Raw genomic sequence first — 21,171 nt, 5'->3', positions numbered from 1 at the left:
CGGATGAAACAGAGCCGGCACGGAGCGAGTGATTTTCTCCGACGGTGCAAGTCTTCGCGTCGCGTGCGCACAAAATTGCCCGCCACGATCGAACGCTGCGGGCGACGGTCTTGCCGTGCGAGAAGTGGAAAGCGGACGGGCGCCGGCGCGCCGCGCTCAGAAGTCGATCGCGTCGTCGGAATCGCCGTCGGCGGCGGTGGCCAGCGCCTCGCGTGTGTCGCGCGGCGCCGACGCCGATGCGTCGAGCGCCGGGTTGCGCAGCTTCTCGAGCACGCGCTCGGGCACCGGGATCCGCATCCGCGCGGCGACGTCGCCGCACTGGAACATGATCAGCTCGCCCGGCTCGAACGCGGTCCAGACCTCGTTGTCGGTGAGCGGCTGCGTCGCGATCACCGCGACGCGATCCTCGGGTGTCGTGTATTTCGCGAAGTCGATCGACAGGTCTTCGTCGACGAGATGCGCGGTCGAGAACGGCCAGCGCCGCACGAGGTAGTGCAGCCGCGTCGAGCAGTGCGCGAAGAGCGCCTGGCCGTTCGACATCAGGAAGTTGAATACGCCGTGATCGGTGATGCCGCGTGTCAGCTCGCCGACGCGCTCGAACAGTTCGGGCAGCGGCGGCTGCGCGCCGGGGAAGGCCTCGCGCAGCCCCTGCATCAGCACGCAGAACGCCTGTTCGCTGTCGGTCGTGCCGACCGGATGGTAGACGCTGCCGTCCATGTCCGGCGCGTAGTCCTGCAGGTCGCCGTTATGCGCGAAGATCCAGTGCCGGCCCCACAGCTCGCGCATGAACGGATGGCTGTTCTCGAGCAGGATGTGGCCTTGCGTCGCCTTGCGGATGTGCGCGATCGTGTTCTTGGACTTGATCGGGTAGCGCTTCACCATTTCGGCGATCGGCGACGTGGCCGATGCCTGGTGATCGATGAACAGGCGGCAGGCCTTGTCCTCGAAGAACGCGATGCCCCAGCCGTCGGCATGGTGATCGGTGAGCCCGCCCCGGGCCGCGAAACCTGTGAAGGAGAATGTGACGTCCGTCGGCGCGGCGCAGTTCATTCCTAAGAGTTGGCACATTTTACGTGGGGCGGCAGGCTGAGGCGGGGGGTAACGAACCGGGCGAACCCCGGTACAATGCGGCTTCTAGCATATCACCGAGCCCTGAGCGGTAAAAAGCGGATTCCGCCGGCCGAAGGCCCCGTGTTGCGGTTTGCCGTCAGTCGGCCCGCGGCACGCGCGTTCCGGCCCCGCCGATGGCCGCCCCCGTTCCTCACGACGCCTTCTATGACTGCCTCGAACGCTTCCTCCCCGGCGACGCTCTCGCTCGCCCGTCCCGACGACTGGCACCTGCACCTGCGAGACGGCGACATGCTGGCCGCCGTGCTGCCGCACACCGCGCGCCAGTTCGGCCGCGCGATCGTCATGCCGAACCTGAAGCCGCCGGTGACGACCACCGCGCAGGCGCAGGCCTATCGCGAGCGTATCCTCGCCGCGCTGCCGGCCGGGATGACGTTCGAGCCGCTGATGACGCTGTACCTGACCGACAACACGCCGCCCGACGAGATCCGCCGCGCTCGCGAAAGCGGCTTCGTGCACGGCGTGAAGCTGTACCCGGCCGGCGCGACGACGAATTCCGACCACGGCGTCACCGATCTCGCGAAATGCGCGAAGACGCTCGAGGCGATGCAGGAAGCCGGCATGCCGCTGCTCGTGCACGGCGAGGTGACCGATGCGTCGATCGACCTGTTCGACCGCGAGAAGGTCTTCATCGACCGCGTGATGACGCCGCTGCGCCGCGATTTTCCGGGCCTGAAGGTCGTGTTCGAGCACATCACGACGAAGGACGCGGCCGACTACGTGCGCGATGCCGACGCTGCGCCCGGCCTGCTCGGCGCGACGATCACCGCGCATCACCTGCTGTACAACCGCAACGCGCTGTTCGTCGGCGGGATTCGCCCGCACTACTACTGCCTGCCCGTGCTGAAGCGCGAGACGCATCGCGTCGCGCTGGTCGAAGCCGCGACGTCGGACAACCCGCGCTTCTTCCTCGGCACCGACAGCGCACCGCATGCGCGCGGCGCGAAGGAAACCGCGTGCGGCTGCGCGGGCTGCTATACGGCGCTGCACGCGCTCGAACTGTATGCGGAAGCGTTCGACCACGCCGGCGCGCTCGACAGGCTGGAAGGTTTCGCGAGCTTCTTCGGCGCCGATTTCTACGGGCTGCCGCGCAGTGCCGAGACGGTCACGCTGCGCCGCGAGGCGTGGGAGCTGCCGCGCGAGATCTTCGCGGGCGATACGCCGGTCGTGCCGCTGCGCGGCGGCGAGACGATCGGCTGGAAACTCGTGTGAGCGACGCGCCGCCGCGCGAAGCCGGCCATGCGGCCGGCAGCGGGGCGGCGGATTTCGCGCGGATCGACTGGTCCGCGCCGTGGCTTGCGCATTACGCGGAGCCGGGCAGGGCCGCGCAGGCGGCTGCTCAAGCAGGCGATGCCGCACTGCTCGACGCGCTGAACGGCGCGTTGCGCGACGGCGGGCGCGTCAGCGGTCGCGGCAGGCCGTTGCGATTCGCGCCGCAGGCCGAACTGCCGCGCGGCGTCGCGTACGAGACCCATATCGCCGACACCGGTGGCGTGCCGACCCGGCACAATCTCCATGACTTCTTCAATGCGCTCGTCTGGTTCGCGTATCCGCGCATCAAGGCTGCGTTGAACGCGCGCCAGGCCGCCGCGATCGCCGCGGCGGGCGGCGTCGGGCCCGTGCGCGGCACGCTGCGCGATGCGCTCACGCTGTTCGACGAGAACGCCGCGCTGTTCGTCACGGCCGACCGCACGCTCGCCGATGCGCTGCGCGGCTTCGACTGGCCGCGGCTGCTGGTCGCCGCGCGCGATGCGTGGGGCACGCGCTGCGAAGTGCGGCTCGTCGGCCATGCGCTGCTCGAGCAGCTCGTCGCGCCTTACAAGGCCTGCACCGCGCACACGTGGATCGTCGAAGTGAGCGCCGACTATTTTTCGTGGACCGACGCGAGGCGCATCGCGCAGGTCGACGCGCGTGTCGCCGCCGAACTTGCGACCCGCGAGCTGACGAGCCGCGATTTCGCGCCGCTTCCGGTGCTCGGCGTGCCGGGCTGGTGCGATGCGAATAACGATGCCGCGTTCTACGACGATCCGGCCGTATTTCGCAGCGGCCGCCGCTCGCGTGCTGCCGGCGGCGGCGCGCAGTGCTAGAATGCGCGTCGCAAAGCAGGCTAGGCAGTCGCGGCCTCGCCGCCTTCGGGCGCGCGGGGGCGAGGAAAGTCCGGACTCCACAGGGCAGGGTGATGGCTAACGGCCATCCGTGGCGACACGCGGAACAGGGCAACAGAAAGCAAACCGCCGATGGCCCGGCGCAAGCCGGGATCAGGTAAGGGTGAAACGGTGCGGTAAGAGCGCACCGCGGCGACGGCGACGTTCGCCGGCACGGTAACCTCCACCCGGAGCAATTCCAAGTAGGCAGGCGCGCATTTTCGGATGCAGGACGGGGCCCCCGTCTCGTCTGCGGGTAGGAAGCTTGAGCGCGTCAGCAATGGCGCGCCTAGAGGAATGGCTGCCACGCGTTGTGCGCTTCGGCGCGCAGCGTGCACAGAATCCGGCTTATCGGCCTGCTTTGCCGTTCGAATGCGAAAGGGCCGGCGTCTCCTTGCGGAGCGCCGGCCCTTTTTTTCATGCGCGCTCGCCGCGCGTTCAGGCGGCGACGATGTCGAACGAATGCGTGAGTTCGGCCGTCTTCGCGATCATGATCGACGCGGAGCAATACTTGTCGTGCGACAGATTGATCGCGCGCTCGACCGTGGCCGGGTTCAGGTTGCGGCCGGTGACGGTGAAGTGGAAGTGCACCTTCGTGAATACCTTCGGGTCTTCGCTCGCGCGCTCGGCTTTCAGCGTGACCGAGCAGCCGGTGACTTCCTGGCGGCTCTTCTTCAGGATCAGCACGACGTCATAGGCGGTGCAACCGCCGGTGCCGAGCAGCACCATTTCCATCGGGCGCGGCGCGAGGTTGTGGCCGCCGCCTTCGGGCGCGCCATCCATCGTGACGAGATGCCCGCTGCCGGTCTCGGCGGAAAACGCCATGCCGTCCTGACCCATCCAGCTTACTTTGCATTCCATGCTTGCACTCCAGCGTTGCCTGATTCGGATTCGATCCGGCATTGTAGCCCGCTGCACAACGGTCGGCTGATGCGCTGCACGACGTGCAATGCCGGATCCGTGCGAGCGGCGCGCGGCAGCGTGGCGAACGGTAATTTCCCTGCTGTTTTTAGGGGTTTTACTCTAGATTGGCTCGGTTTTCGATCGCGCGTGATGGCGTCAAGTAATTGATGTGAAAGGGGAAAATCAATCAAGCCGCTTGGTTTCGTGAAATTTCGTATCGTGGTGTTCGATTTCGTAATGCAGATTTTCTTGTGATGTCGGCGACGCGTTCGTATAATGAGCCTCATTGGTTGTCGCGCTGCGGCAACCTCCGAATGTCTCCTCCACCCTCCTCCTAAGGTGGATTAAGCCCGAACCAGCCGTTCGGGCTTTTTTTCGTCCCATGCAAACATCGGCGCACGGTTTGCGCGCCCCGACATCGTCACGCGGGCTGTCGTGCGGCCGGCTGCGATGCCGCGCCGGGCGGCGTGCCGGGCGAGCGGGCGTCAGGTGCCGGCGCACGGGTGGCCGACGCATGGCCGTGGCCGTGTGCGCAGAAGTGGCGCACGCGTTCGCGTACCGCACGCAGGCGGGCGACGCGATCCCCGGCACGGGCGGTCCGGGCTTCGGCAATGCGCGCATCGAGCGCGTCGAGCTTGGCTTCGCAATCGGCTTGGGCGGCGACGGCGGGCGCCGCGGCGGCCAGCAACGCGGCCGCGAGGAGGGGGGTAAGTCGTTGTTTCATCATGCTTGTTTGTTGTTTTCCGTGTTCGGCCGGTCTGGCGCGGCAAGGTCATGTGCCGCGCGTCGATGGATGCCTCTCCCGGCGCTCGGTTCGCCTGGCTTGTCGGGGCACGACCGGATTTTGGCCCATTTCGGCCGCCGCGGACACGGGACGTGGATTCCCTTTGACCGTGTTGCCGTATTTCCTTTATAATTCAGGGCTTTTCCGCAATCATGCCCACGGAAAAAGAACAGGGAGAGCCTGCACCGCGCCTCGAAGCGCACACAGACAAGCAGGACGAACACATCGGGCAAAGCAATTTTTTTGGATCGATCATGAAGACGTTTTCCGCAAAAGCCCATGAGGTGACGCGCGAATGGTACGTGATTGACGCGACGGATAAGGTTCTCGGCCGTGTTGCCAGCGAAGTGGCACGCCGTCTGCGCGGCAAGCACAAGCCTGAGTTCACCCCGCACGTCGACACCGGTGATTTCATCATCATCGTCAACGCAAGCAAGTTGAAGGTCACGGGCAACAAGACTCTCGACAAGAAGTACTACCGTCACTCGGGCTACCCGGGCGGTATCTATGAAACGACGTTCGGCAAGATGCAGGAACGCTTCCCGGGCCGCGCGCTCGAGAAGGCGGTCAAGGGCATGCTGCCGAAGGGCCCGCTCGGCTACGCAATGATCAAGAAGCTGAAGGTCTACGCTGAAGCTACGCATCCGCATTCGGCGCAACAGCCGAAGGCGCTCGAGATCTAAGGGGAGCCCACATGATCGGTAACTGGAACTACGGTACGGGCCGCCGCAAGAGCGCAGTCGCACGTGTCTTCATCAAGGCAGGCAAGGGCGACATCATCGTCAACGGCAAGCCCATCGCTGACTACTTCTCGCGCGAAACGTCGCTGATGATCGTGCGTCAACCGCTGGAACTCACGAGCCACGGCCAGACGTTCGACATCAAGGTCAACGTCAATGGCGGCGGCGAAACGGGTCAAGCAGGTGCAGTGCGCCACGGCATCACCCGTGCACTGATCGACTACGATGCGACGCTGAAGCCGACGCTGTCGAGCGCAGGCTTCGTCACGCGCGATGCGCGTGAAGTCGAGCGTAAGAAGGTCGGTCTGCGCAAGGCACGCCGCGCCAAGCAGTTCTCGAAGCGTTAATTCCGCTTCATGGCCTCGCCGCTTTCGGGCGGCGTCCGCCGGAAAAACCGCCAGCGTTCGCGCTGGCGGTTTTTTTATGCCCGCTTCCAGGCCGTGCTGGCGCAGCCCGTGCGGGCGAGATTGACGAAATCGACAAGAACCTGTTGATTTCATGGACTTCAGCACGATCTTCTGATCGGCCCTACAATAGCGGCTAAAGCTTTCTGGAGAGTTCGCAATGAACGCTGTTACCGAATCCGCAGCAACCACGACCGAAATGCCGCTTCCGTTCGTCTTCACCGACGCCGCGGCCGACAAGGTCAAGCAACTGATCGACGAAGAGGGCAATCCCGACCTGAAGCTGCGCGTGTTCGTGCAGGGCGGCGGCTGCTCCGGCTTCCAGTATGGCTTCACGTTCGACGAGGAAGTCAACGAGGACGACACCGTGATGAACAAGAACGGCGTCCAGCTCCTGATCGACTCGATGAGCTACCAGTACCTGGTCGGCGCCGAGATCGACTACAAGGACGACCTCAACGGCGCCCAGTTCGTGATCAAGAACCCGAACGCGTCCACCACCTGCGGGTGCGGCTCGTCGTTCTCGGTCTGAGCGCACGGCAGATCCGCACCGGTTTGCCGGAATGAAAAACGGGGCTTCATGCCCCGTTTTTTTCGTGCCCGCGTGCGACGTGGTGCCGGTCGCGCGGCAGGCGTCGCGTCAGCGCGGATAGAGTGCGCCGAGCACGCGGTTGCCGGCCGCACCGGTAACCGTCGCGAGATTGCCGGGCAGGCGCGCGGTGAAGCGGTACGCGAGCCACGCGAACGCGAGCGCCTCGACCTGCTGCGGCGGCACGCCAAGCGAGGCCGTCGTATCGACCGTGGCCGGCACGCCGGCCTCACGCAGCGCGTGCCTGAGCGCGTCGAGCAGCACCGGATTGCGTGCGCCGCCGCCGCATACGAAGACGGCCTTGCAGCCCGATGCGTGTTTTGCGATCTCGCGTGCGACCGAGACGGCGGTGAGCGCCGTGAGGGTCGCCTGCACGTCCTCCGGCGCGACCTGTGCGAACGCGGCGAGCTTCGCGTCGAGCCACGCGGGATTGAACAGGTCGCGTCCGGTGCTTTTCGGCGGCGGCGCGGCAAAATACGGCTCGTCGAGCAGCGCGTCGAGCAGCGGCGCGTGTACGGTGCCGCGCGCGGCGAACTTGCCGCCGTCGTCATACGGCTTGCCGAGATGGCGGGTTGCCCATTCGTCGAGCAGCGCATTCGCCGGGCCGCAGTCGAAACCGCGCACGTCGCCGCCCTCGCCGGGCAGGATCGTGATGTTGCTGATCCCGCCGAGATTGCAGACGACGCGCGTCTCGCCCGGCGCGCCGAACACCGTGGCATGGAACGCCGGCGCGAGCGGCGCGCCGTGGCCGCCCGCGGCGACGTCGCGGCTGCGGAAATCGGCGATCACGTCGGCATGGGTCAGCTCGGCGAGCAGCGCCGGGTTGTTGAGTTGGCGCGTATAGCCGCGCTCGGGGCGATGTCGCACCGTCTGGCCATGCACGCCGATCGCGCGGATCTCGTCGCGCGACAGCCCGGCCGTGCGCTGCAATTCGTGACAGCACACCGCATAGCGCGCGACGAGCGCGTTCGCCGCGCGCGATTCGCGGTCGATCTCGTCGCCGCCGGGCTGCTGCAGCGCGAACAGCGCGTCGCGCAGCGATTGCGCGAAGCCGACAAACGCTTCCGCGAGCACGACCGGCGCCTTGCCGGCCTCGAAACGCACGGCGACGCCGTCGACGCCGTCCATGCTGGTTCCCGACATCAGCCCGAAGTAGATGCCGTCGGCCGGGTGGGCGTTTTGCGGATGTCGTTGCGGCACGTTGGGTTCTCCTGGATCGTGCGACGCGGGCCGGTGCCGCGCGCCTTGCGCCCGATTATCCGCGCAACATGACGTGTCGTTAAGCGATGCGCGTGCAAGTTATGGGAAAATCCCTGTTTTTGCGACATTCTTCCTGGCACCGATGAGCACCGAACCCAGTTCCAAGCCTGTTTTCCCGATCACCGACGAAGTCCGGCATGCGCTCGCCGTCACGAAGCGCGGTGTCGACGAGTTGCTGATCGAGGAAGAGTTCGCGCAGAAGCTCGCGCGCAGCGCGGCCACCGGCACGCCGCTTCGCATCAAGCTCGGCCTCGACCCGACCGCGCCCGACATCCACATCGGCCATACGGTCGTGCTGAACAAGATGCGCCAGCTTCAGGACCTCGGCCACACGGTCATCTTCCTGATCGGCGATTTCACGTCGCTGATCGGCGATCCGTCGGGCCGCAACGCAACGCGCCCGCCGCTCACGCGCGAGCAGATCGAGTCGAACGCGAAGACCTACTTCGAGCAGGCCGCGCTCGTGCTCGATCGCGAAAAGACCGAGATCCGCTACAACAGCGAATGGTCGATGCCGCTCGGCGCGGACGGGCTGATCAAGCTTGCGTCGCGCTACACGGTCGCGCGGATCCTCGAACGCGAGGACTTCACGAAGCGCTTCCAGGGCGGCGTGCCGATCTCGATCCACGAATTCCTGTATCCGCTGATGCAGGGCTACGATTCGGTCGCGCTGAACGCCGATCTCGAACTCGGCGGCACTGACCAGAAGTTCAACCTGCTGGTCGGCCGCGAACTGCAGAAGCAGTACGGCCAGGAACAGCAGTGCATCCTGACGATGCCGCTGCTCGAAGGCCTCGACGGCGTCGAGAAGATGTCGAAGTCGAAGGGCAACTACGTCGGCATCAGCGAGAAGCCGACCGACATGTTCGGCAAGCTGATGAGCATCTCGGACACGCTGATGTGGCGTTATTTCGAACTGCTGTCGTTCCGCAGCATGGACGAAATCGCCGGTTTCAAGCGCGAGATCGAAGGCGGCCGCAACCCGCGCGACTTCAAGGTGCTGCTCGCGCAGGAAATCGTCGCGCGGTTCCACTCGCAGCCCGACGCCGAACGTGCGCTCGAGGACTTCAACCACCGCGCGAAGGGCGGCGTGCCGGACGACATTCCGTCGGTCACGCTTGCCGGCGCACCGCTGGCGATCGGCCAGTTGCTGAAGCAGGCCGGCCTCGTGCCGTCGACGAGCGAGGCACTGCGCAACATCGAGCAAGGCGGCGTGAAGATCGACGGCGCGATCGTGTCGGACAAGGGCCTGAAGGTCGAGGCCGGCGAGTTCGTCGTGCAGGTCGGCAAGCGTCGCTTCGCGCGCGTCACGCTGACCGCATGATCGCGCTGATCCAGCGCGTGAAGCGCGCCGACGTGCGCGTCGGCGACCGCACGACGGGCGAGATCGGCGCGGGCCTGCTCGCGCTCGTCTGCGCGGAGCGCGGCGACACCGACGCGGCCGCCGACAAGCTGCTCGCGAAGATGCTCGGCTACCGCGTGTTCAGCGACGCGGCCGGCAAGATGAACCTCCCCGTGTCGAATATCGACGGCGCGGGCCGCGCAGGCGGCCTGCTGCTCGTGTCGCAGTTCACGCTGGCGGCCGATACCAACAGCGGGCTGCGCCCGAGCTTCACGCCGGCCGCGCCGCCCGACGAAGGCGCGCGGTTGTTCGACTATTTCGTCGCGGCCGCGCGTGCGCGCCATCCGGTCGTCGAGACCGGCGAGTTCGGCGCCGACATGCAGGTGTCGCTCGTCAACGACGGCCCCGTGACATTCTGGCTGCAAGTACGGCCCTGACTCTTTCCCTGAGACGCCCCGCGATGGCCACCACGCAGATCCTTTTCATCCGCCATGGCGAGACGGCCTGGAACCGCATCAAGCGCATCCAGGGGCATATCGACATCCCGCTGGCCGACACGGGCCTTGCGCAGGCGCAACGGCTGGCCGCGCGGCTCGCGCGCGACGCGCGTGACGGTGCGCGGATCGACGCGGTCTATTCGAGCGACCTGATGCGCGCGCAGCAGACCGCGCAACCCTTTGCCGATGAGCTCGGGTTGCCGCTGCTGCTGCGGGAGGGGTTGCGCGAACGCTCGTATGGCGCGTTCCAGGGGCACGACAGCACCGAGATCGAGGCGCTGTTTCCGGACGCGTACGCGGCCTGGCAGACGCGCGACCCGGGCTTTGCGCCGGAAGGCGGCGAGTCGCAGCGCGCGTTCTATCACCGCGTGCTGCATGCGCTCGAGCCGATCGTCGCCGCGCATCCGGGCGGCCGGATCGCGTGCGTTGCGCACGGTGGCGTGCTCGATTGCGTGTATCGCTTCGCGAACGGGATCGAACTGTCGGCGCCGCGCAACTATCAGTTGCTCAACACCAGCATCAACGTCGTCGATTACGTGAATGGCCGCGCGCAGGTCGTGCAGTGGGCCGACGTGTCGCATCTCGATGCCGCGAGCGACGACGACGGGTACCGCAAGGTGCTCTGAGCATGCATGCCCCGTCCGGCATCGCCGGCCGGGGTTCCCGTGCCTGCGTGCCGCTTACTGCGGCAACCCGTGGCGCATCTTGTAGTCGAGCGCGTAGGCGATCTTGCCGGGCTTGTCGGCCGTGATCGGCTGGCGCAGCTTGTCGAATTCCCCCTTGTTGTATTTCTTCCCGCCATTGATCGCATCGGCGCGCCCGAGGTCGGCGCCCGTCTTGCCGTCGATCACGGGGTCCGTGGCCGCGACCATGCGCGTCGACGCATTCCAGACCGCATTCAGGTAGCCCGTGTCGGCCTTCGCCGGATCGGGATCGGTCGCACCGCCGCGCGTCAGGTCGTAGCCGGCGAGCGAGAACGTGCCCGGCTGCGCGCGCAGCCAGTCGGACCAGTAGAACTCGAGGTAGTCGGTGGATTGCGCAGGCTTGCTGTAGCCGATGTCGCGCGTGAAATAGACGAGCGACCGGTAGCGGTCGTTCGTCATCCCGAGTTTCAGGCCGAGCCCGGCCGGCAGTTGCGCGGTCGTGATCGGTTTGCCTTCGCCGTCCTTGAGGCGCACATAACCGCGGCTTTGCATCTGCTGCCAGAACGCGTCACCCGAGTAGTCGCTGAGGTTGTCCTTGACGACGACGTGCACGTGCAGCGCCGGGCCGCCGTCGGGCGTCTCGTAGTAGGTCGACAGGCCGTGGTGGCCGTCGGTCAGGTACAGCGCTGCGCCGTTCGGGCCGATCACGACGGGGTTCAGCACCGAGCGATCGCGGGCGTTCGCGTCGGTCGTCGCGCATGTGTAGCTCGCGGGTTCGCGCAGCGACGACTTGGCCGTGTAGCCGCTCGATGCGACGCTGCCGAGCCCTTCGTCCGCGCAGAAGTCGTCGAATTTCTTGTCCGGCTGCAGTTCATAGCGGCCGAGCTTGTAGTAGATCTGGTCGTAGCCGATCGCACCTTGCGTCGGGTGGAGATCGCCGAGCGTCACGTCGATCAGGTCGCCCGCGCGGGCGGCTTTCCACTTGCCCGGTTGCGGCGTGACGGTGGCGGGCGGCGTGGGAGCCGGCGTGGTCGTGGTGCCGCCGGACGGCGTTTGTGCGTCCGTGTGCGCGACGGCGGCGACGTCGTCGCCTCCGCAGGCGGCGAGGGCCAGGACGGTGGACAGGCTGGCGGCAAGGGCGAAACGGATCGGCAGGCGTGGCATCGCGGGCATCGGGTGTCGGTCGGGTTGGCGGGACGCCGCGCGGGTCACGGACAGGCGGAACGTGCAGGACGTGCGGCCGTGCGCGGGTGCAAGCCTGTCAGCTTGTCACAAGAATTTGACAGCAAATTGAAATGTTCGGAAGAACCGGATCGTCAGGCGGGCGGGGCGCCGTCCGGTGGTGTCGCGGTTGCGCGACGGCGCGCACGCCTTGACGCGCCGTTGACGAGCGCCCAGCGCAGCACGGGCGCGACGGCCCGTATGCTCGGCCGGACCACCGCACGCCGCAGCGGCGCGAACGTCGACACGCCGAGCATGTGCTGCGCCCACGGCGGCAACAGGTCGATCCCGGCATGAATCATCAGCGAGGCGGCCGGCCGGAGCACGGGCTTTGCGACCGGCACGTTCAGCAGGATGGACATCACCTCGAAGGTATGCGGCCCGGCCTCGAGTTCGGGCTGCATGCGCGCGAGATACGCGGTTACTTCCGCGCGCGAACGGGGAACCTCGTGGGCGCCGAGCAGTTCGGCGATCAATGCCGTTTCGGCGTAATAGCGATCCTGCAGCTCGCCCGGCAGCGCCGGATTCACGTAGCACAGATGCGCGGCGAGGAAGCTCGACACTTCCGCGACATGCACCCAGGTCAGCAACGCCGGATCGTCGGCGCGGTACGGTCGGCCGTCCGGTGCGATGCCCGATACGCGCGCGTGGATCGCTTTCACGCGCTCGATCAGTGCGAGTGCGTCCGCGCGACTGCCGAACGTCGTACCCGTGATGAACGTGGCGGTGCGCCGCAAGCGGCCGAGGATGTCGGTGCGAAACGACGAGTGATCCCAGACGCCCGCGAGCGCGAGCGGATGAAGCGCCTGCAGCAGCAGCGCGGCGATGCCGCCCGTCATCATCGACGTGAAGTCGGCATGCACGCGCCAGCAGACGGCGTCGGGGCCGAACAGCCCCGGGTCTCCAGGCGGCGAAGAGAGATCGAGCGACGGGCCGCCGCCGCCCGCTGTCAGGTGCGTGATGCCGGCCACCAGCCGCTTGCGGATCGGCTCGGCCCAGCGCGGGCCCGGTGCGGGTGCGGCGGGTTGGCGGCTATGTGGCGTTGTCATGGCCGGTGCGGCTCGGGCGACGGGTTACTTCCCGTCGGGGGTATCCCACACGCCGCGTTCGGCGCGGCCGGTGTCGGGCGCGGAGAGCCCGAAGTGGCGATACGTGAGCAGCGTCGCGATACGCCCGCGCGGGGTGCGCTGCAGGAAGCCCTGCTGGATCAGGTACGGCTCGAGCACGTCCTCGATCGTGTCGCGCTCCTCGCCGATCGCCGCTGCGAGGTTGTCGATGCCGACCGGGCCGCCGTCGAACTTGTACAGGATCGCTTCGAGCAGCTTGCGGTCCATCAGGTCGAAGCCGACCGGATCGACGTCGAGCATCGCGAGCGCGGCATCGGCAACGGCCGAGGTGATCTGGCCGTCGGCCTTCACTTCCGCGAAGTCGCGCACGCGGCGCAGCAGCCGGTTCGCGATCCGCGGCGTGCCGCGCGAGCGCTTCGCGATTTCCAGCGCGCCGTTCGGATCGATCTGCGCGTTCAGCAGCGACGCCGAGCGCCGCACGATGCGCGACAGTTGTTCGGCGTCGTAGAACTCGAGGCGTGCGACGATCCCGAAACGATCGCGCAGCGGGTTGGTCAGCATCCCGGCGCGGGTGGTCGCGCCGACCAGCGTGAACGGCTGCAGGTCGAGCTTCACGCTGCGCGCGGCCGGCCCTTCGCCGATCATGATGTCGATCTGGTAATCCTCGAGTGCCGGATACAGGATTTCCTCGACGACCGGCGACAGCCGGTGGATCTCGTCGATGAACAGCACGTCGTTCGCCTCGAGGTTCGTCAGCAGCGCGGCGAGATCGCCCGCGCGCTCGAGCACGGGGCCCGACGTCTGGCGCAGGTTCACGCCCATCTCGCGCGCAATGATGTGCGCGAGCGTCGTCTTGCCGAGACCCGGCGGCCCGAACAGCAGCACGTGGTCGAGCGGCTCGGAGCGGCGCTTGGCGGCCTCGATGAAGATCTCGAGCTGGCCGCGCACCTTTTCCTGGCCGACGTAGTCGTCCAGCTGGCGCGGCCGCAGTGCACGTTCGAACACCTCCTCGTGCGACGAGGCGGGCGTGGCGGCGATGATCCGCTGCTCGGTGGCGAGTTTGTCGGTTTCAATCATGCGGCCATTGTACCGCGCGCCGCGGTCCGGCCTGGGGCGTGCTCCCGCTGATCACGGGCTTGCGCCGGCCACCGGAAGGGCCGGGCGCAACGAGCATGACGCAGCGGTTGGCCCTTCCGGCGGCCGGCGCCACGAATGAATTTTCCAGACAGGGGAACGAGTGTTGCCGGCCGTATTGCGGCGCCGCGCGGCCGCGCGACACTGGCTTCAACGGCCGGTTTGGCCGCGCGTTACGCCTTCGACAGCGCCTTCAGCGCGAGCTTGATGCCTTCGGACACGCCGGTGCCGGCCGGCACGTTCTTGATCGCGGCGAGGCCTTCCTTTTCGGAGTAGCCGAGCGCGAGCAGCGCGTTGAGGATGTCGGTTGCATGGTCGGACGGCGACGCGGCGCCGGCGAGCGCGCCGAGGTCGGCGCCGAGCTTGCCCTTCAGCTCGAGCAGCAGGCGCTCGGCCGTCTTCTTGCCGATGCCGGGCAGGCGCGTGAGGCGCGCGGCGTCCTGCATCGTCACGGCCTGCGCGAGCTCCTGCACGCTCAGGCCGGACAGCACGGCGAGCGCCATGCGCGCGCCGATGCCGCTGATCTTCAGCAGTTCGCGGAAGGTCGTGCGCTCCTGCGGCGTCAGGAAGCCGTACAGCAGGTGCGCGTCCTCGCGAACGATCTGCTGCGTGAGCAGCACGACGTGCTCGCCTGCTTGCGGCAGGTTGTAGAAGGTGCTCATCGGCACGTCGATTTCGTAGCCGACGCCGTTGCAGTCGACGAGCAGGTGAGGCGGGTTCTTTTCGAGCAGGATGCCGGCGATGCGACCGATCATGGATGGCGGGATGCGAGGTGGAAAGCGCGAGTGTAGCGCACGCGCGGCGCAATGCCGATGGCATCGGCCGTCAGGCCGAAGCGACGCTTGCCGTGTGTGCGCCGCGCGCGGTCGAAACGGGCGATCCGGTGTGCCGGGCGACGGCACGCGCCGGTTCAGCCGACCAGCCGCCCGCGTCGCACGCGCAGCCCTTTCTTCGCGAGCGCCGGCGCGAGGCCGCCGAGCGTGCTGAGCGTATTGCCGCCGTGCGCGTGGCAGATCGCCATGCCGAGCGCGTCGGCCGCGTCGGAGCCCGGTTGCCCGGAGAGGTTGAGCAGCCGCGTGACCATTTCCTGCATCTGCGTCTTGGTCGCGCGGCCGTAGCCGACGACGGCCTGCTTGAGCTGCAGCGCCGTGTATTCGGCGACCGGCAGGCCGCCCGTGACGAGGCCGCAGATCGCGGCGCCGCGCGCCTGGCCGAGCAGCAGCGTCGACTGCGGGTTCACGTTGACGAACACCTTTTCGATCGCGGCCTGGTCGGGCGCATGTTCGCGCACGATGGTCGCGACGCCCTGGAAGATCGTGCCGAGCCGGGTAGCCAGGTCGGCCGTCGGCGTGCGGATCACGCCGCTCGTGACATAGGCGAGCCGGTGGCCGCTGACGTCGATGACGCCGAAGCCGGTGACGCGCAGGCCGGGGTCGATGCCGAGAATTCGCATGAGTGAGGAGAAATGCGTGATGCAGCGATACTACAACGAATGGTGCGGCGAGCCGGCCGCACGGTCGAGCGCGAGGGCGCCGCGCAATAAAAAACCCGGCGGGTGTAACGCCGCCGGGCTTTCGTGCTGCGGCCGCGCGGGCAGCGCGGGCCGCAACCGATCAGTGACGGAAATGGCGCACGCCCGTCAGGATCATTGCGATGTTGTGCTCGTCGGCGGCCGCGATCACTTCGTCGTCGCGCATGGAGCCGCCCGGCTGGATCACGCAGGTCGCGCCGGCCGCCACGACGACGTCGAGGCCGTCGCGGAACGGGAAGAACGCATCCGACGCGACGGCCGAGCCGGCCAGCGTCAGGCCCGCGTTCTGCGCCTTGATGCTGGCGATGCGCGCGGAATCGACGCGGCTCATCTGGCCCGCGCCGACGCCGAGCGTCATGCCGTTGCCGCAGAACACGATCGCGTTCGACTTCACGTATTTCGCGACGCGCCAGGCGAACAGCAGGTCGTCCATTTCCTTCGGCGTCGGGTGGCGCTTCGTGACGACGCGCAGTTCGTGCGGCTGCACGTTCTTCGAATCGAGCGACTGCACGAGCAGGCCGCCGCCCACGCGCTTCAGGTCGAATGCGTTATGGCCGTCGCCCAGCGCGATCTCGAGCAGGCGCACGTTCTGCTTCGCGGTGAACACCTGCTTCGCGGCGTCGGAGAACGACGGCGCGATCAGCACTTCGACGAACTGCTTCGCGACGGCTTGCGCGGCTGCTTCGTCGACTTCGCGGTTGAACGCGATGATGCCGCCGAACGCCGACGTCGGGTCGGTCTGGAACGCCTTCGCGTAAGCGTCGGCCGAGTCGTTGCCGACCGCGACGCCGCACGGGTTCGCATGCTTGATGATCACGCAGGCCGGCGCGTCGAACGTCTTCACGCATTCCCACGCCGCGTCCGAATCCGCGATGTTGTTGTACGACAGTTCCTTGCCCTGCAGCTGGCGGTAGTTCGCCAGCGCGCCGGCCGGCGTCGCGAGGTCGCGGTAGAACGCCGCGCTCTGGTGCGGGTTCTCGCCGTAGCGCAGGTCCTGCACCTTGTCGAACGCGATGTTCAGCGTTGCCGGGTACGCGCTGCGCGATGCGTGCTTCAGCTCGTCGGTCAGGCTCGTCAGGTAGTTCGTGATCGCGCCGTCGTATTGCGCGGTGTGCGCGAACACCTTCGTCGCGAGGCGGAAGTTGGTCGCGTAGCCGACCGCATTGCCGTTCGCCTTCATCTCGTCGAGCACGACCGCGTAGTCGGCCGGATCGACGACGACCGTCACGTCGCGGTGATTCTTCGCGGCCGAGCGCAGCATCGTCGGGCCGCCGATGTCGATGTTCTCGATCGCGTCGGCGAGCGTGCAGTCGTCCTTCGCGATCGTCGCGACGAACGGATACAGGTTCACGACGAGCAGGTCGATCGTCGGGATGCCGTGCTGTTCGAGTGCCTGCATGTGCTCGGGCAGGTCGCGGCGGGCGAGGATGCCGCCGTGCACCTTCGGGTGGAGCGTCTTCACGCGCCCATCGAGCATCTCCGGAAAGCCCGTGTAGTCGGCCACTTCGGTAACGGGCAGGCCCGCGTCGGCGAGCAGTTTCGCGGTGCCGCCCGTCGACAGCAGCTTGACGCCGAGGTCGGACAGCGACTTCGCGAAGTCGACGATGCCGGTCTTGTCGGAAACGGAAATGAGCGCTTGCTTGATCATGATGGAACCACCAATAGCCAGGGAAACGGGGACGGGACGGCCGGCTACAGCAGGCCGTGCTGCTGCAGCTTTTTGCGCAGCGTATTGCGATTGATGCCGAGGTACTCCGCGGCGAGCGACTGGTTGCCGCCTGCCTGTACGAGCACGACCTCGAGCATCGGCTTTTCGACGCAGGACATCACCATTTCATAGACGTCGTGCGGATTGGAGCCGTCTAGATCCCGGAAATACACGTCCAGGCTCTCGCGGACACATTGTTCGATGTTGTGCTTGCTCATGCTGCTAACTGGTTATGGTCGTCCGACTCGCGCTGGCCGTTTTCCTCTTCGTCATCGACGTAGACGAGATGGTCCGACAGCGCCTTTTGCGCCTCGAAGAATGCATTGACGGCGGCGAGTTGCTCGCGGGAGGAATCGAGCGTGTTCATTCGGTGCCGGAACCCGTTGGCACCGGAAAGGCCGCGAGTGTACCAGCCGATGTGCTTGCGCGCAGTACGGACTCCCGTGAATTCACCATAGAAATCGTAGTGGTCTTCCAGGTGTTCGTTCATCACGTGCTGGATCTCGTCGATCCGCGGCGGGGGCAGCAGCTCGCCAGTTTGCAGGAAATGATCGATTTCACGGAACAGCCACGGCCGGCCTTGCGCGGCGCGACCGATCATCAGTGCGTCGGCGCCCGTTGCATCGAGCACGGCCTTGGCCTTCGCGGGCGACGTGATGTCGCCGTTCGCGACGACCGGAATCCGCACGGCCGCCTTCACGGCCGCGATGGTGTCGTATTCGGCGTCGCCGCGGTACAGGTCGGCGCGCGTGCGGCCGTGCACGGTGAGCATCGAGATGCCGGCGGCTTCGGCCAGGCGCGCGACCGCGATCGCGTTCTTGTGCTCGCGGTCCCAGCCGGTGCGGATCTTCAGCGTGACGGGTACCGCATCGGGCCCCGTGCCGACCGCCGCGACGACGGCCTCGACGATGCGCTGCACGAGCGGCTCGTTCTGCAGCAGCGCGGAGCCGGCCGCGACGTTGCAGACCTTCTTCGCCGGGCAGCCCATGTTGATGTCGATGATCTGCGCGCCGTTGTCGACGTTGTAGCGGGCCGCTTCGGCCATCATCGCCGGATCGGCGCCCGCGATCTGGACCGCGATCGGCTCCACCTCGCCTTCGTGGTTCGCGCGCCGCATCGTCTTCGCGCTTTTCCACAGCTGCGCGTTGGACGCGACCATCTCGGACACGGCGTAACCGGCCCCCAGCCGTTTGCAGAGCTGGCGGAACGGACGATCCGTCACCCCGGCCATCGGGGCGACGAACAGGTTGTTACGCAATACGTGAGGGCCGATAACGGGCATCGCAATGGCACCACCCGCGGCCGGGCGCGGGCAGGGAAAGGGCAGGCGGAAACGCGCATTTTACCGTATTCCCATGCCTCGCCGATTTGACCCGGTTTGCCGGGTCCGGCGCGCGCGCACCGCGCGGTGCGCCCGCGCGTCAGTTGCGCTGGCCGAACATCATCTGGCGCGCGATCACTTTCTTGAGCGGCGGCACGAATTCGAGCGCGGCGAGCGCGGCGCCGCGCAGCAGCGGAAGCGGGCCCGCGTCGATCGTAAACAGGCGCGCCAGCGTGTCGGTCGCGCCGATCGTGAAGCGTCGGTCGAGCGCGCGGCGCGCGTTGAAGGTGGCGAGCGCGATCGCTTCGAAGCCTTGCGCGGACAGCGTGTCGACGAGCGTATGCGCATCGCGCAGCCCGAGGTTGAGCCCCTGGCCCGCGACGGGATGCAGGGTTTGCGCGGCATTGCCGACGATCGCGACGCGGCCGCTGACGAGCGTTTGTGCGGCGTTCAGGCCGAGCGGGAACGATGCGCGGCCCGCGATCGCGACGAAGTCGCCCATGCGCTCGCCGAACGCGTGGGCGAGCTCGCGCAGGAACGCGTCGTCGGGCAGCGCGGCGCGGCGCGCCGCTTCGTCGGGGGTGCAGCACCAGACGAGCGAGTAGTCGGCCTGGCGCGGCCCGCCGAGCGGCAGCAGCGCGAGCGGGCCTTCGTGCGTGAAGCGTTCCCATGCGACGTTCGGGCGCGGCGCCGATACCGTGACCGTGCCGACGAGCGCGGTCTGCCCGTAGTCGCGGCGATGCTTGCCGGTGTCGGCCTGCTGTTCGTGGAACAGCCCGCCTTCGGCATTGATGACGATGCGCGCGCGCAGCGTGCGCTCGCCCTGCGGGCCGTCGAGCGTCAGCGTGACGCCGTCGGCGTCCTGCTGCGGCGCGCGCGCGGTGGTCGACGTGAGCCAGTCGACGCGCGTGCCGCGCACGGCGCCCGCGAGCGCCTGCACGAGCGAGCCGTAGCGCACGACATAGCCGAGCGCGGCGAGGTCGTGCTCGTCGCGGTCGATCAGCGTGCGGCCGAAATGGCCGCGCTGCGAGACGTGGATATGTTCGATCGGCGTCGCGTCGGCGGGCCACGCGAGCGTGTCGAGCAGCACGCGGCTGCCGTGCGAGACGGCGATCGCGCGCGGATCGTTCGCGCTCGCGGCCGGTTCGCGTGCATCGACCAGCGCGATCGATGCGTGCTGCGTGGCGCTGCGGCGCGCGAGCCAGCCGGCGAGTGCGAGCCCCACGGGGCCCGCGCCGACGATGGCGAGGTCGTAGTCCGGCGTGGCCGGGGAGGAAGCGGTCGTCATCTTGATTCGTGAAACGGAGGTAACGGTCGGTAGCCGGTCATGCGCCCGCGCGCATCAGCGCCTCGATCTCGTCGGCCGCGACGGGCACGCCGCGCGTGATCAGCTCGCAGCCCTGCTCGCGCACGATCGCGTCGTCCTCGATGCGGATGCCGATGTTCCAGTACTCGGGCGGTACGTCGTCGGCCGCGCGCACATACAGGCCGGGTTCGACCGTCAGCGTCATGCCGGGCTTCAGCGTGCGCCACGGCAGCGCGCCGTTGTCGTCGCGCTCGGCGAGCCGCTCGCGGTAGTCGCCGCAGTCGTGCACGTCCATCCCGATCCAGTGGCCGGTGCGATGCATGTAGAAGCGCGTGTACGCGCGCTCGGCGATCACGTCGTCGACGTTCGAGAAGCGCGTCTTCGGGATGATGCCGGTATCGAGCAGCCCCTGCGCGAGCACGCGCACGGCCGCATCGTGCGGCGCCTCGAACGGCACGCCCGCGCGCGTCGCGTCGATCGCGGCCTGCTGCGCGGCGAGCACGATGTCGTACAGCGTGCGCTGCGCGGGTGAGAAGCGCCCGTTGGCCGGGAACGTGCGCGTGATGTCCGACGCGTAGCCGTCGAGTTCGCACGCGGCGTCGATCAGGATCAGGTCGCCGTCCTGCGCGGCCGCGTTGCCGGCCGGGTAGTGCAGCACGCACGCGTTCGCGCCGGCCGCGACGATCGAACCGTACGCGGGCGCCTGCGCGCCGTGCTTGCGGAACAGATACAGCAGCTCGGCCTCGAGCTCGTATTCGCGGATGCCGGGGCGGCACACCTGCATCGCGCGGCGGTGCGCGAGCGCGGAGATGTGCGCGGCGCGCATCATGATCGCGAGTTCGTGCTCGTCCTTCACGAGCCGCATGTCATCGAGGAGCGGCGTGAGGTCGAGCAGCGCGTCCGGCGCGGCGACGCCCGTGCGCGCCAGCGCGCGCACCGCGTCGAGCCAGCCCGCGAGCTGGCGGTCGAAGTCGGCCGATGCGCCGAACCGGTAGTGGACGGTACCCGCGTCGGCGAGCAGGCGCGGCATCTCGGTGTCGATCACGTCGACCGCGAACGCCGCGTCGAAACCGAACGCGTCGCGCGCGGCTTCGGGCCCGTAGTGGAAGCCTTCCCAGATCTCGCGGTCGGCATTCTTGCCGCGGCAGAACAGGATCGACTCCGGCGCGCCGTGCGGCGCGGCCGCGTTCAGCACGAGCACGGCATCCGGCTCGGTGAAGCCCGTCAGGTAATGGAAGTAGCTGTCGTGCCGGTACGGGTAGGCCGTATCGCGGTTGCGCAGCAGTTCCGGCGCGGTGGGGACGATGGCGACGCCGCCGCCCGCGGCACGCAGTGCGGCAAGCACGCGTTCACGGCGCTGGCGGTAGACGTCGACGGCGATGGCGGTATCGAGGGGCGCATTCATTCGTGCGATTGTAGCGCCGCGCGACGCCGTGTGTGAGAGCGGG

The 21,171-nt window shown here is 67.7% G+C and carries 22 protein-coding genes and 1 other RNA gene; 9 read left to right on the top strand and 14 right to left on the bottom strand.

Annotated features, from left to right (window positions below):
* Window positions 1-156: 156 nt before the first annotated feature.
* Window positions 157-1,068 carry a class II glutamine amidotransferase gene (locus tag BFF94_RS19315; RefSeq protein WP_128842311.1) on the bottom strand — a complete coding sequence of 304 codons (912 nt, stop codon included), beginning with the start codon at window positions 1,066-1,068 and terminating at the stop codon, window positions 157-159.
* Between the two features lie 207 nt (window positions 1,069-1,275).
* On the opposite strand from BFF94_RS19315, the gene pyrC reads away from it, so the two are divergent.
* From pyrC to rnpB, 3 genes are all read left to right on the top strand, one after another.
* Window positions 1,276-2,340 (top strand): dihydroorotase, encoded by a 1,065-nt coding sequence (gene pyrC / locus BFF94_RS19310; protein ID WP_128842312.1) that lies wholly within the window; start codon window positions 1,276-1,278, stop codon window positions 2,338-2,340.
* The gene (locus BFF94_RS19305) at window positions 2,337-3,215 is read left to right on the top strand and encodes a DUF3025 domain-containing protein (protein WP_219139676.1); all 879 of its coding nucleotides are present in this window, start codon (window positions 2,337-2,339) and stop codon (window positions 3,213-3,215) included. Before pyrC ends, BFF94_RS19305 begins: the two co-directional genes overlap by 4 nt.
* 12 nt (window positions 3,216-3,227) lie before the next feature.
* Window positions 3,228-3,639: RNase P RNA component class A (gene rnpB / locus BFF94_RS19300), an RNA gene on the top strand.
* 71 nt (window positions 3,640-3,710) lie between these two features.
* Here rnpB and BFF94_RS19295 read toward each other — a convergent pair.
* Both BFF94_RS19295 and BFF94_RS19290 read right to left on the bottom strand, forming a co-directional pair.
* Complete coding sequence (locus BFF94_RS19295; protein WP_012492957.1) at window positions 3,711-4,175, bottom strand: OsmC family protein; 465 nt, start codon at window positions 4,173-4,175, stop codon at window positions 3,711-3,713.
* A gap of 421 nt (window positions 4,176-4,596) precedes the next feature.
* Entirely contained in the window at window positions 4,597-4,902 is a 306-nt protein-coding gene (locus BFF94_RS19290) for a DUF1090 family protein (RefSeq protein ID WP_128847169.1), read from the bottom strand.
* 311 nt (window positions 4,903-5,213) lie between these two features.
* Between BFF94_RS19290 and rplM the strand changes: the two genes are divergently transcribed.
* The 3 genes from rplM to erpA all read left to right on the top strand — a co-directional run bounded on the left by rplM (window position 5,214) and on the right by erpA (window position 6,635).
* On the top strand, window positions 5,214-5,642 hold the full coding sequence (gene rplM / locus BFF94_RS19285; RefSeq protein WP_041490553.1) for a 50S ribosomal protein L13: 429 nt from the start codon (window positions 5,214-5,216) through the stop codon (window positions 5,640-5,642).
* An 11-nt stretch (window positions 5,643-5,653) separates the two neighbouring features.
* Window positions 5,654-6,046, top strand: coding sequence for a 30S ribosomal protein S9 (gene rpsI / locus BFF94_RS19280; RefSeq protein ID WP_128847166.1), 393 nt, complete (start codon window positions 5,654-5,656; stop codon window positions 6,044-6,046).
* Between the two features lie 217 nt (window positions 6,047-6,263).
* Entirely contained in the window at window positions 6,264-6,635 is a 372-nt protein-coding gene (erpA, locus tag BFF94_RS19275) for an iron-sulfur cluster insertion protein ErpA (RefSeq protein ID WP_128847163.1), read from the top strand.
* Between the two features lie 108 nt (window positions 6,636-6,743).
* Here erpA and BFF94_RS19270 read toward each other — a convergent pair whose 3' ends face one another.
* Window positions 6,744-7,892, bottom strand: a complete 1,149-nt coding sequence (locus BFF94_RS19270; protein WP_128847161.1) for an anhydro-N-acetylmuramic acid kinase — start codon at window positions 7,890-7,892, stop codon at window positions 6,744-6,746.
* A 142-nt stretch (window positions 7,893-8,034) separates the two neighbouring features.
* Here BFF94_RS19270 and tyrS point away from each other — a divergent pair, with 142 nt between their 5' ends.
* The 3 genes from tyrS to BFF94_RS19255 are packed head-to-tail and all read left to right on the top strand — an operon-like array spanning window position 8,035 to window position 10,417.
* Entirely contained in the window at window positions 8,035-9,276 is a 1,242-nt protein-coding gene (tyrS, locus tag BFF94_RS19265) for a tyrosine--tRNA ligase (protein WP_128847158.1), read from the top strand.
* The gene (gene dtd / locus BFF94_RS19260; protein WP_034182741.1) at window positions 9,273-9,731 is read left to right on the top strand and encodes a D-aminoacyl-tRNA deacylase; all 459 of its coding nucleotides are present in this window, start codon (window positions 9,273-9,275) and stop codon (window positions 9,729-9,731) included. Before tyrS ends, dtd begins: the two co-directional genes overlap by 4 nt.
* Before the next feature lie 23 nt (window positions 9,732-9,754).
* Window positions 9,755-10,417 carry a histidine phosphatase family protein gene (locus tag BFF94_RS19255; protein ID WP_128847155.1) on the top strand — a complete coding sequence of 221 codons (663 nt, stop codon included), beginning with the start codon at window positions 9,755-9,757 and terminating at the stop codon, window positions 10,415-10,417.
* 54 nt (window positions 10,418-10,471) lie between these two features.
* On the opposite strand, the gene BFF94_RS19250 is transcribed toward BFF94_RS19255, so the two are convergent.
* The 10 genes from BFF94_RS19250 to BFF94_RS19205 all read right to left on the bottom strand — a co-directional run bounded on the left by BFF94_RS19250 (window position 10,472) and on the right by BFF94_RS19205 (window position 21,128).
* Window positions 10,472-11,608 carry a ParB/Srx family N-terminal domain-containing protein gene (locus tag BFF94_RS19250; protein ID WP_372454239.1) on the bottom strand — a complete coding sequence of 379 codons (1,137 nt, stop codon included), beginning with the start codon at window positions 11,606-11,608 and terminating at the stop codon, window positions 10,472-10,474.
* Window positions 11,609-11,751: 143 nt separating this feature from the next.
* Entirely contained in the window at window positions 11,752-12,705 is a 954-nt protein-coding gene (locus tag BFF94_RS19245) for an oxygenase MpaB family protein (protein ID WP_219139674.1), read from the bottom strand.
* Window positions 12,706-12,729: 24 nt separating this feature from the next.
* Window positions 12,730-13,800, bottom strand: a complete 1,071-nt coding sequence (ruvB, locus tag BFF94_RS19240; protein ID WP_128847150.1) for a Holliday junction branch migration DNA helicase RuvB — start codon at window positions 13,798-13,800, stop codon at window positions 12,730-12,732.
* A gap of 230 nt (window positions 13,801-14,030) precedes the next feature.
* Window positions 14,031-14,612, bottom strand: coding sequence for a Holliday junction branch migration protein RuvA (gene ruvA / locus BFF94_RS19235; protein WP_128847148.1), 582 nt, complete (start codon window positions 14,610-14,612; stop codon window positions 14,031-14,033).
* A gap of 155 nt (window positions 14,613-14,767) precedes the next feature.
* Complete coding sequence (ruvC, locus tag BFF94_RS19230; RefSeq protein ID WP_128847145.1) at window positions 14,768-15,310, bottom strand: crossover junction endodeoxyribonuclease RuvC; 543 nt, start codon at window positions 15,308-15,310, stop codon at window positions 14,768-14,770.
* A gap of 160 nt (window positions 15,311-15,470) precedes the next feature.
* On the bottom strand, window positions 15,471-17,036 hold the full coding sequence (gene purH / locus BFF94_RS19225; protein WP_128847143.1) for a bifunctional phosphoribosylaminoimidazolecarboxamide formyltransferase/IMP cyclohydrolase: 1,566 nt from the start codon (window positions 17,034-17,036) through the stop codon (window positions 15,471-15,473).
* A gap of 44 nt (window positions 17,037-17,080) precedes the next feature.
* On the bottom strand, window positions 17,081-17,314 hold the full coding sequence (locus tag BFF94_RS19220; RefSeq protein ID WP_006476892.1) for a Fis family transcriptional regulator: 234 nt from the start codon (window positions 17,312-17,314) through the stop codon (window positions 17,081-17,083).
* Window positions 17,311-18,378, bottom strand: a complete 1,068-nt coding sequence (gene dusB / locus BFF94_RS19215; RefSeq protein WP_128847140.1) for a tRNA dihydrouridine synthase DusB — start codon at window positions 18,376-18,378, stop codon at window positions 17,311-17,313. Before dusB ends, BFF94_RS19220 begins: the two co-directional genes overlap by 4 nt.
* A gap of 139 nt (window positions 18,379-18,517) precedes the next feature.
* Window positions 18,518-19,705, bottom strand: coding sequence for a UbiH/UbiF/VisC/COQ6 family ubiquinone biosynthesis hydroxylase (locus tag BFF94_RS19210; RefSeq protein ID WP_128847137.1), 1,188 nt, complete (start codon window positions 19,703-19,705; stop codon window positions 18,518-18,520).
* Window positions 19,706-19,742: 37 nt separating this feature from the next.
* Window positions 19,743-21,128 (bottom strand): aminopeptidase P N-terminal domain-containing protein, encoded by a 1,386-nt coding sequence (locus tag BFF94_RS19205; RefSeq protein ID WP_128847134.1) that lies wholly within the window; start codon window positions 21,126-21,128, stop codon window positions 19,743-19,745.
* Between the last annotated feature and the right edge of the window lie 43 nt (window positions 21,129-21,171).

This window comes from Burkholderia catarinensis (genome assembly GCF_001883705.2).
GTDB classification, from domain to species: Bacteria; Pseudomonadota; Gammaproteobacteria; order Burkholderiales; family Burkholderiaceae; genus Burkholderia; species Burkholderia catarinensis.
The sequence above is the reverse complement of the archived record's forward strand: the minus strand, read 5'-3'. Positions and strand labels throughout refer to the sequence as shown.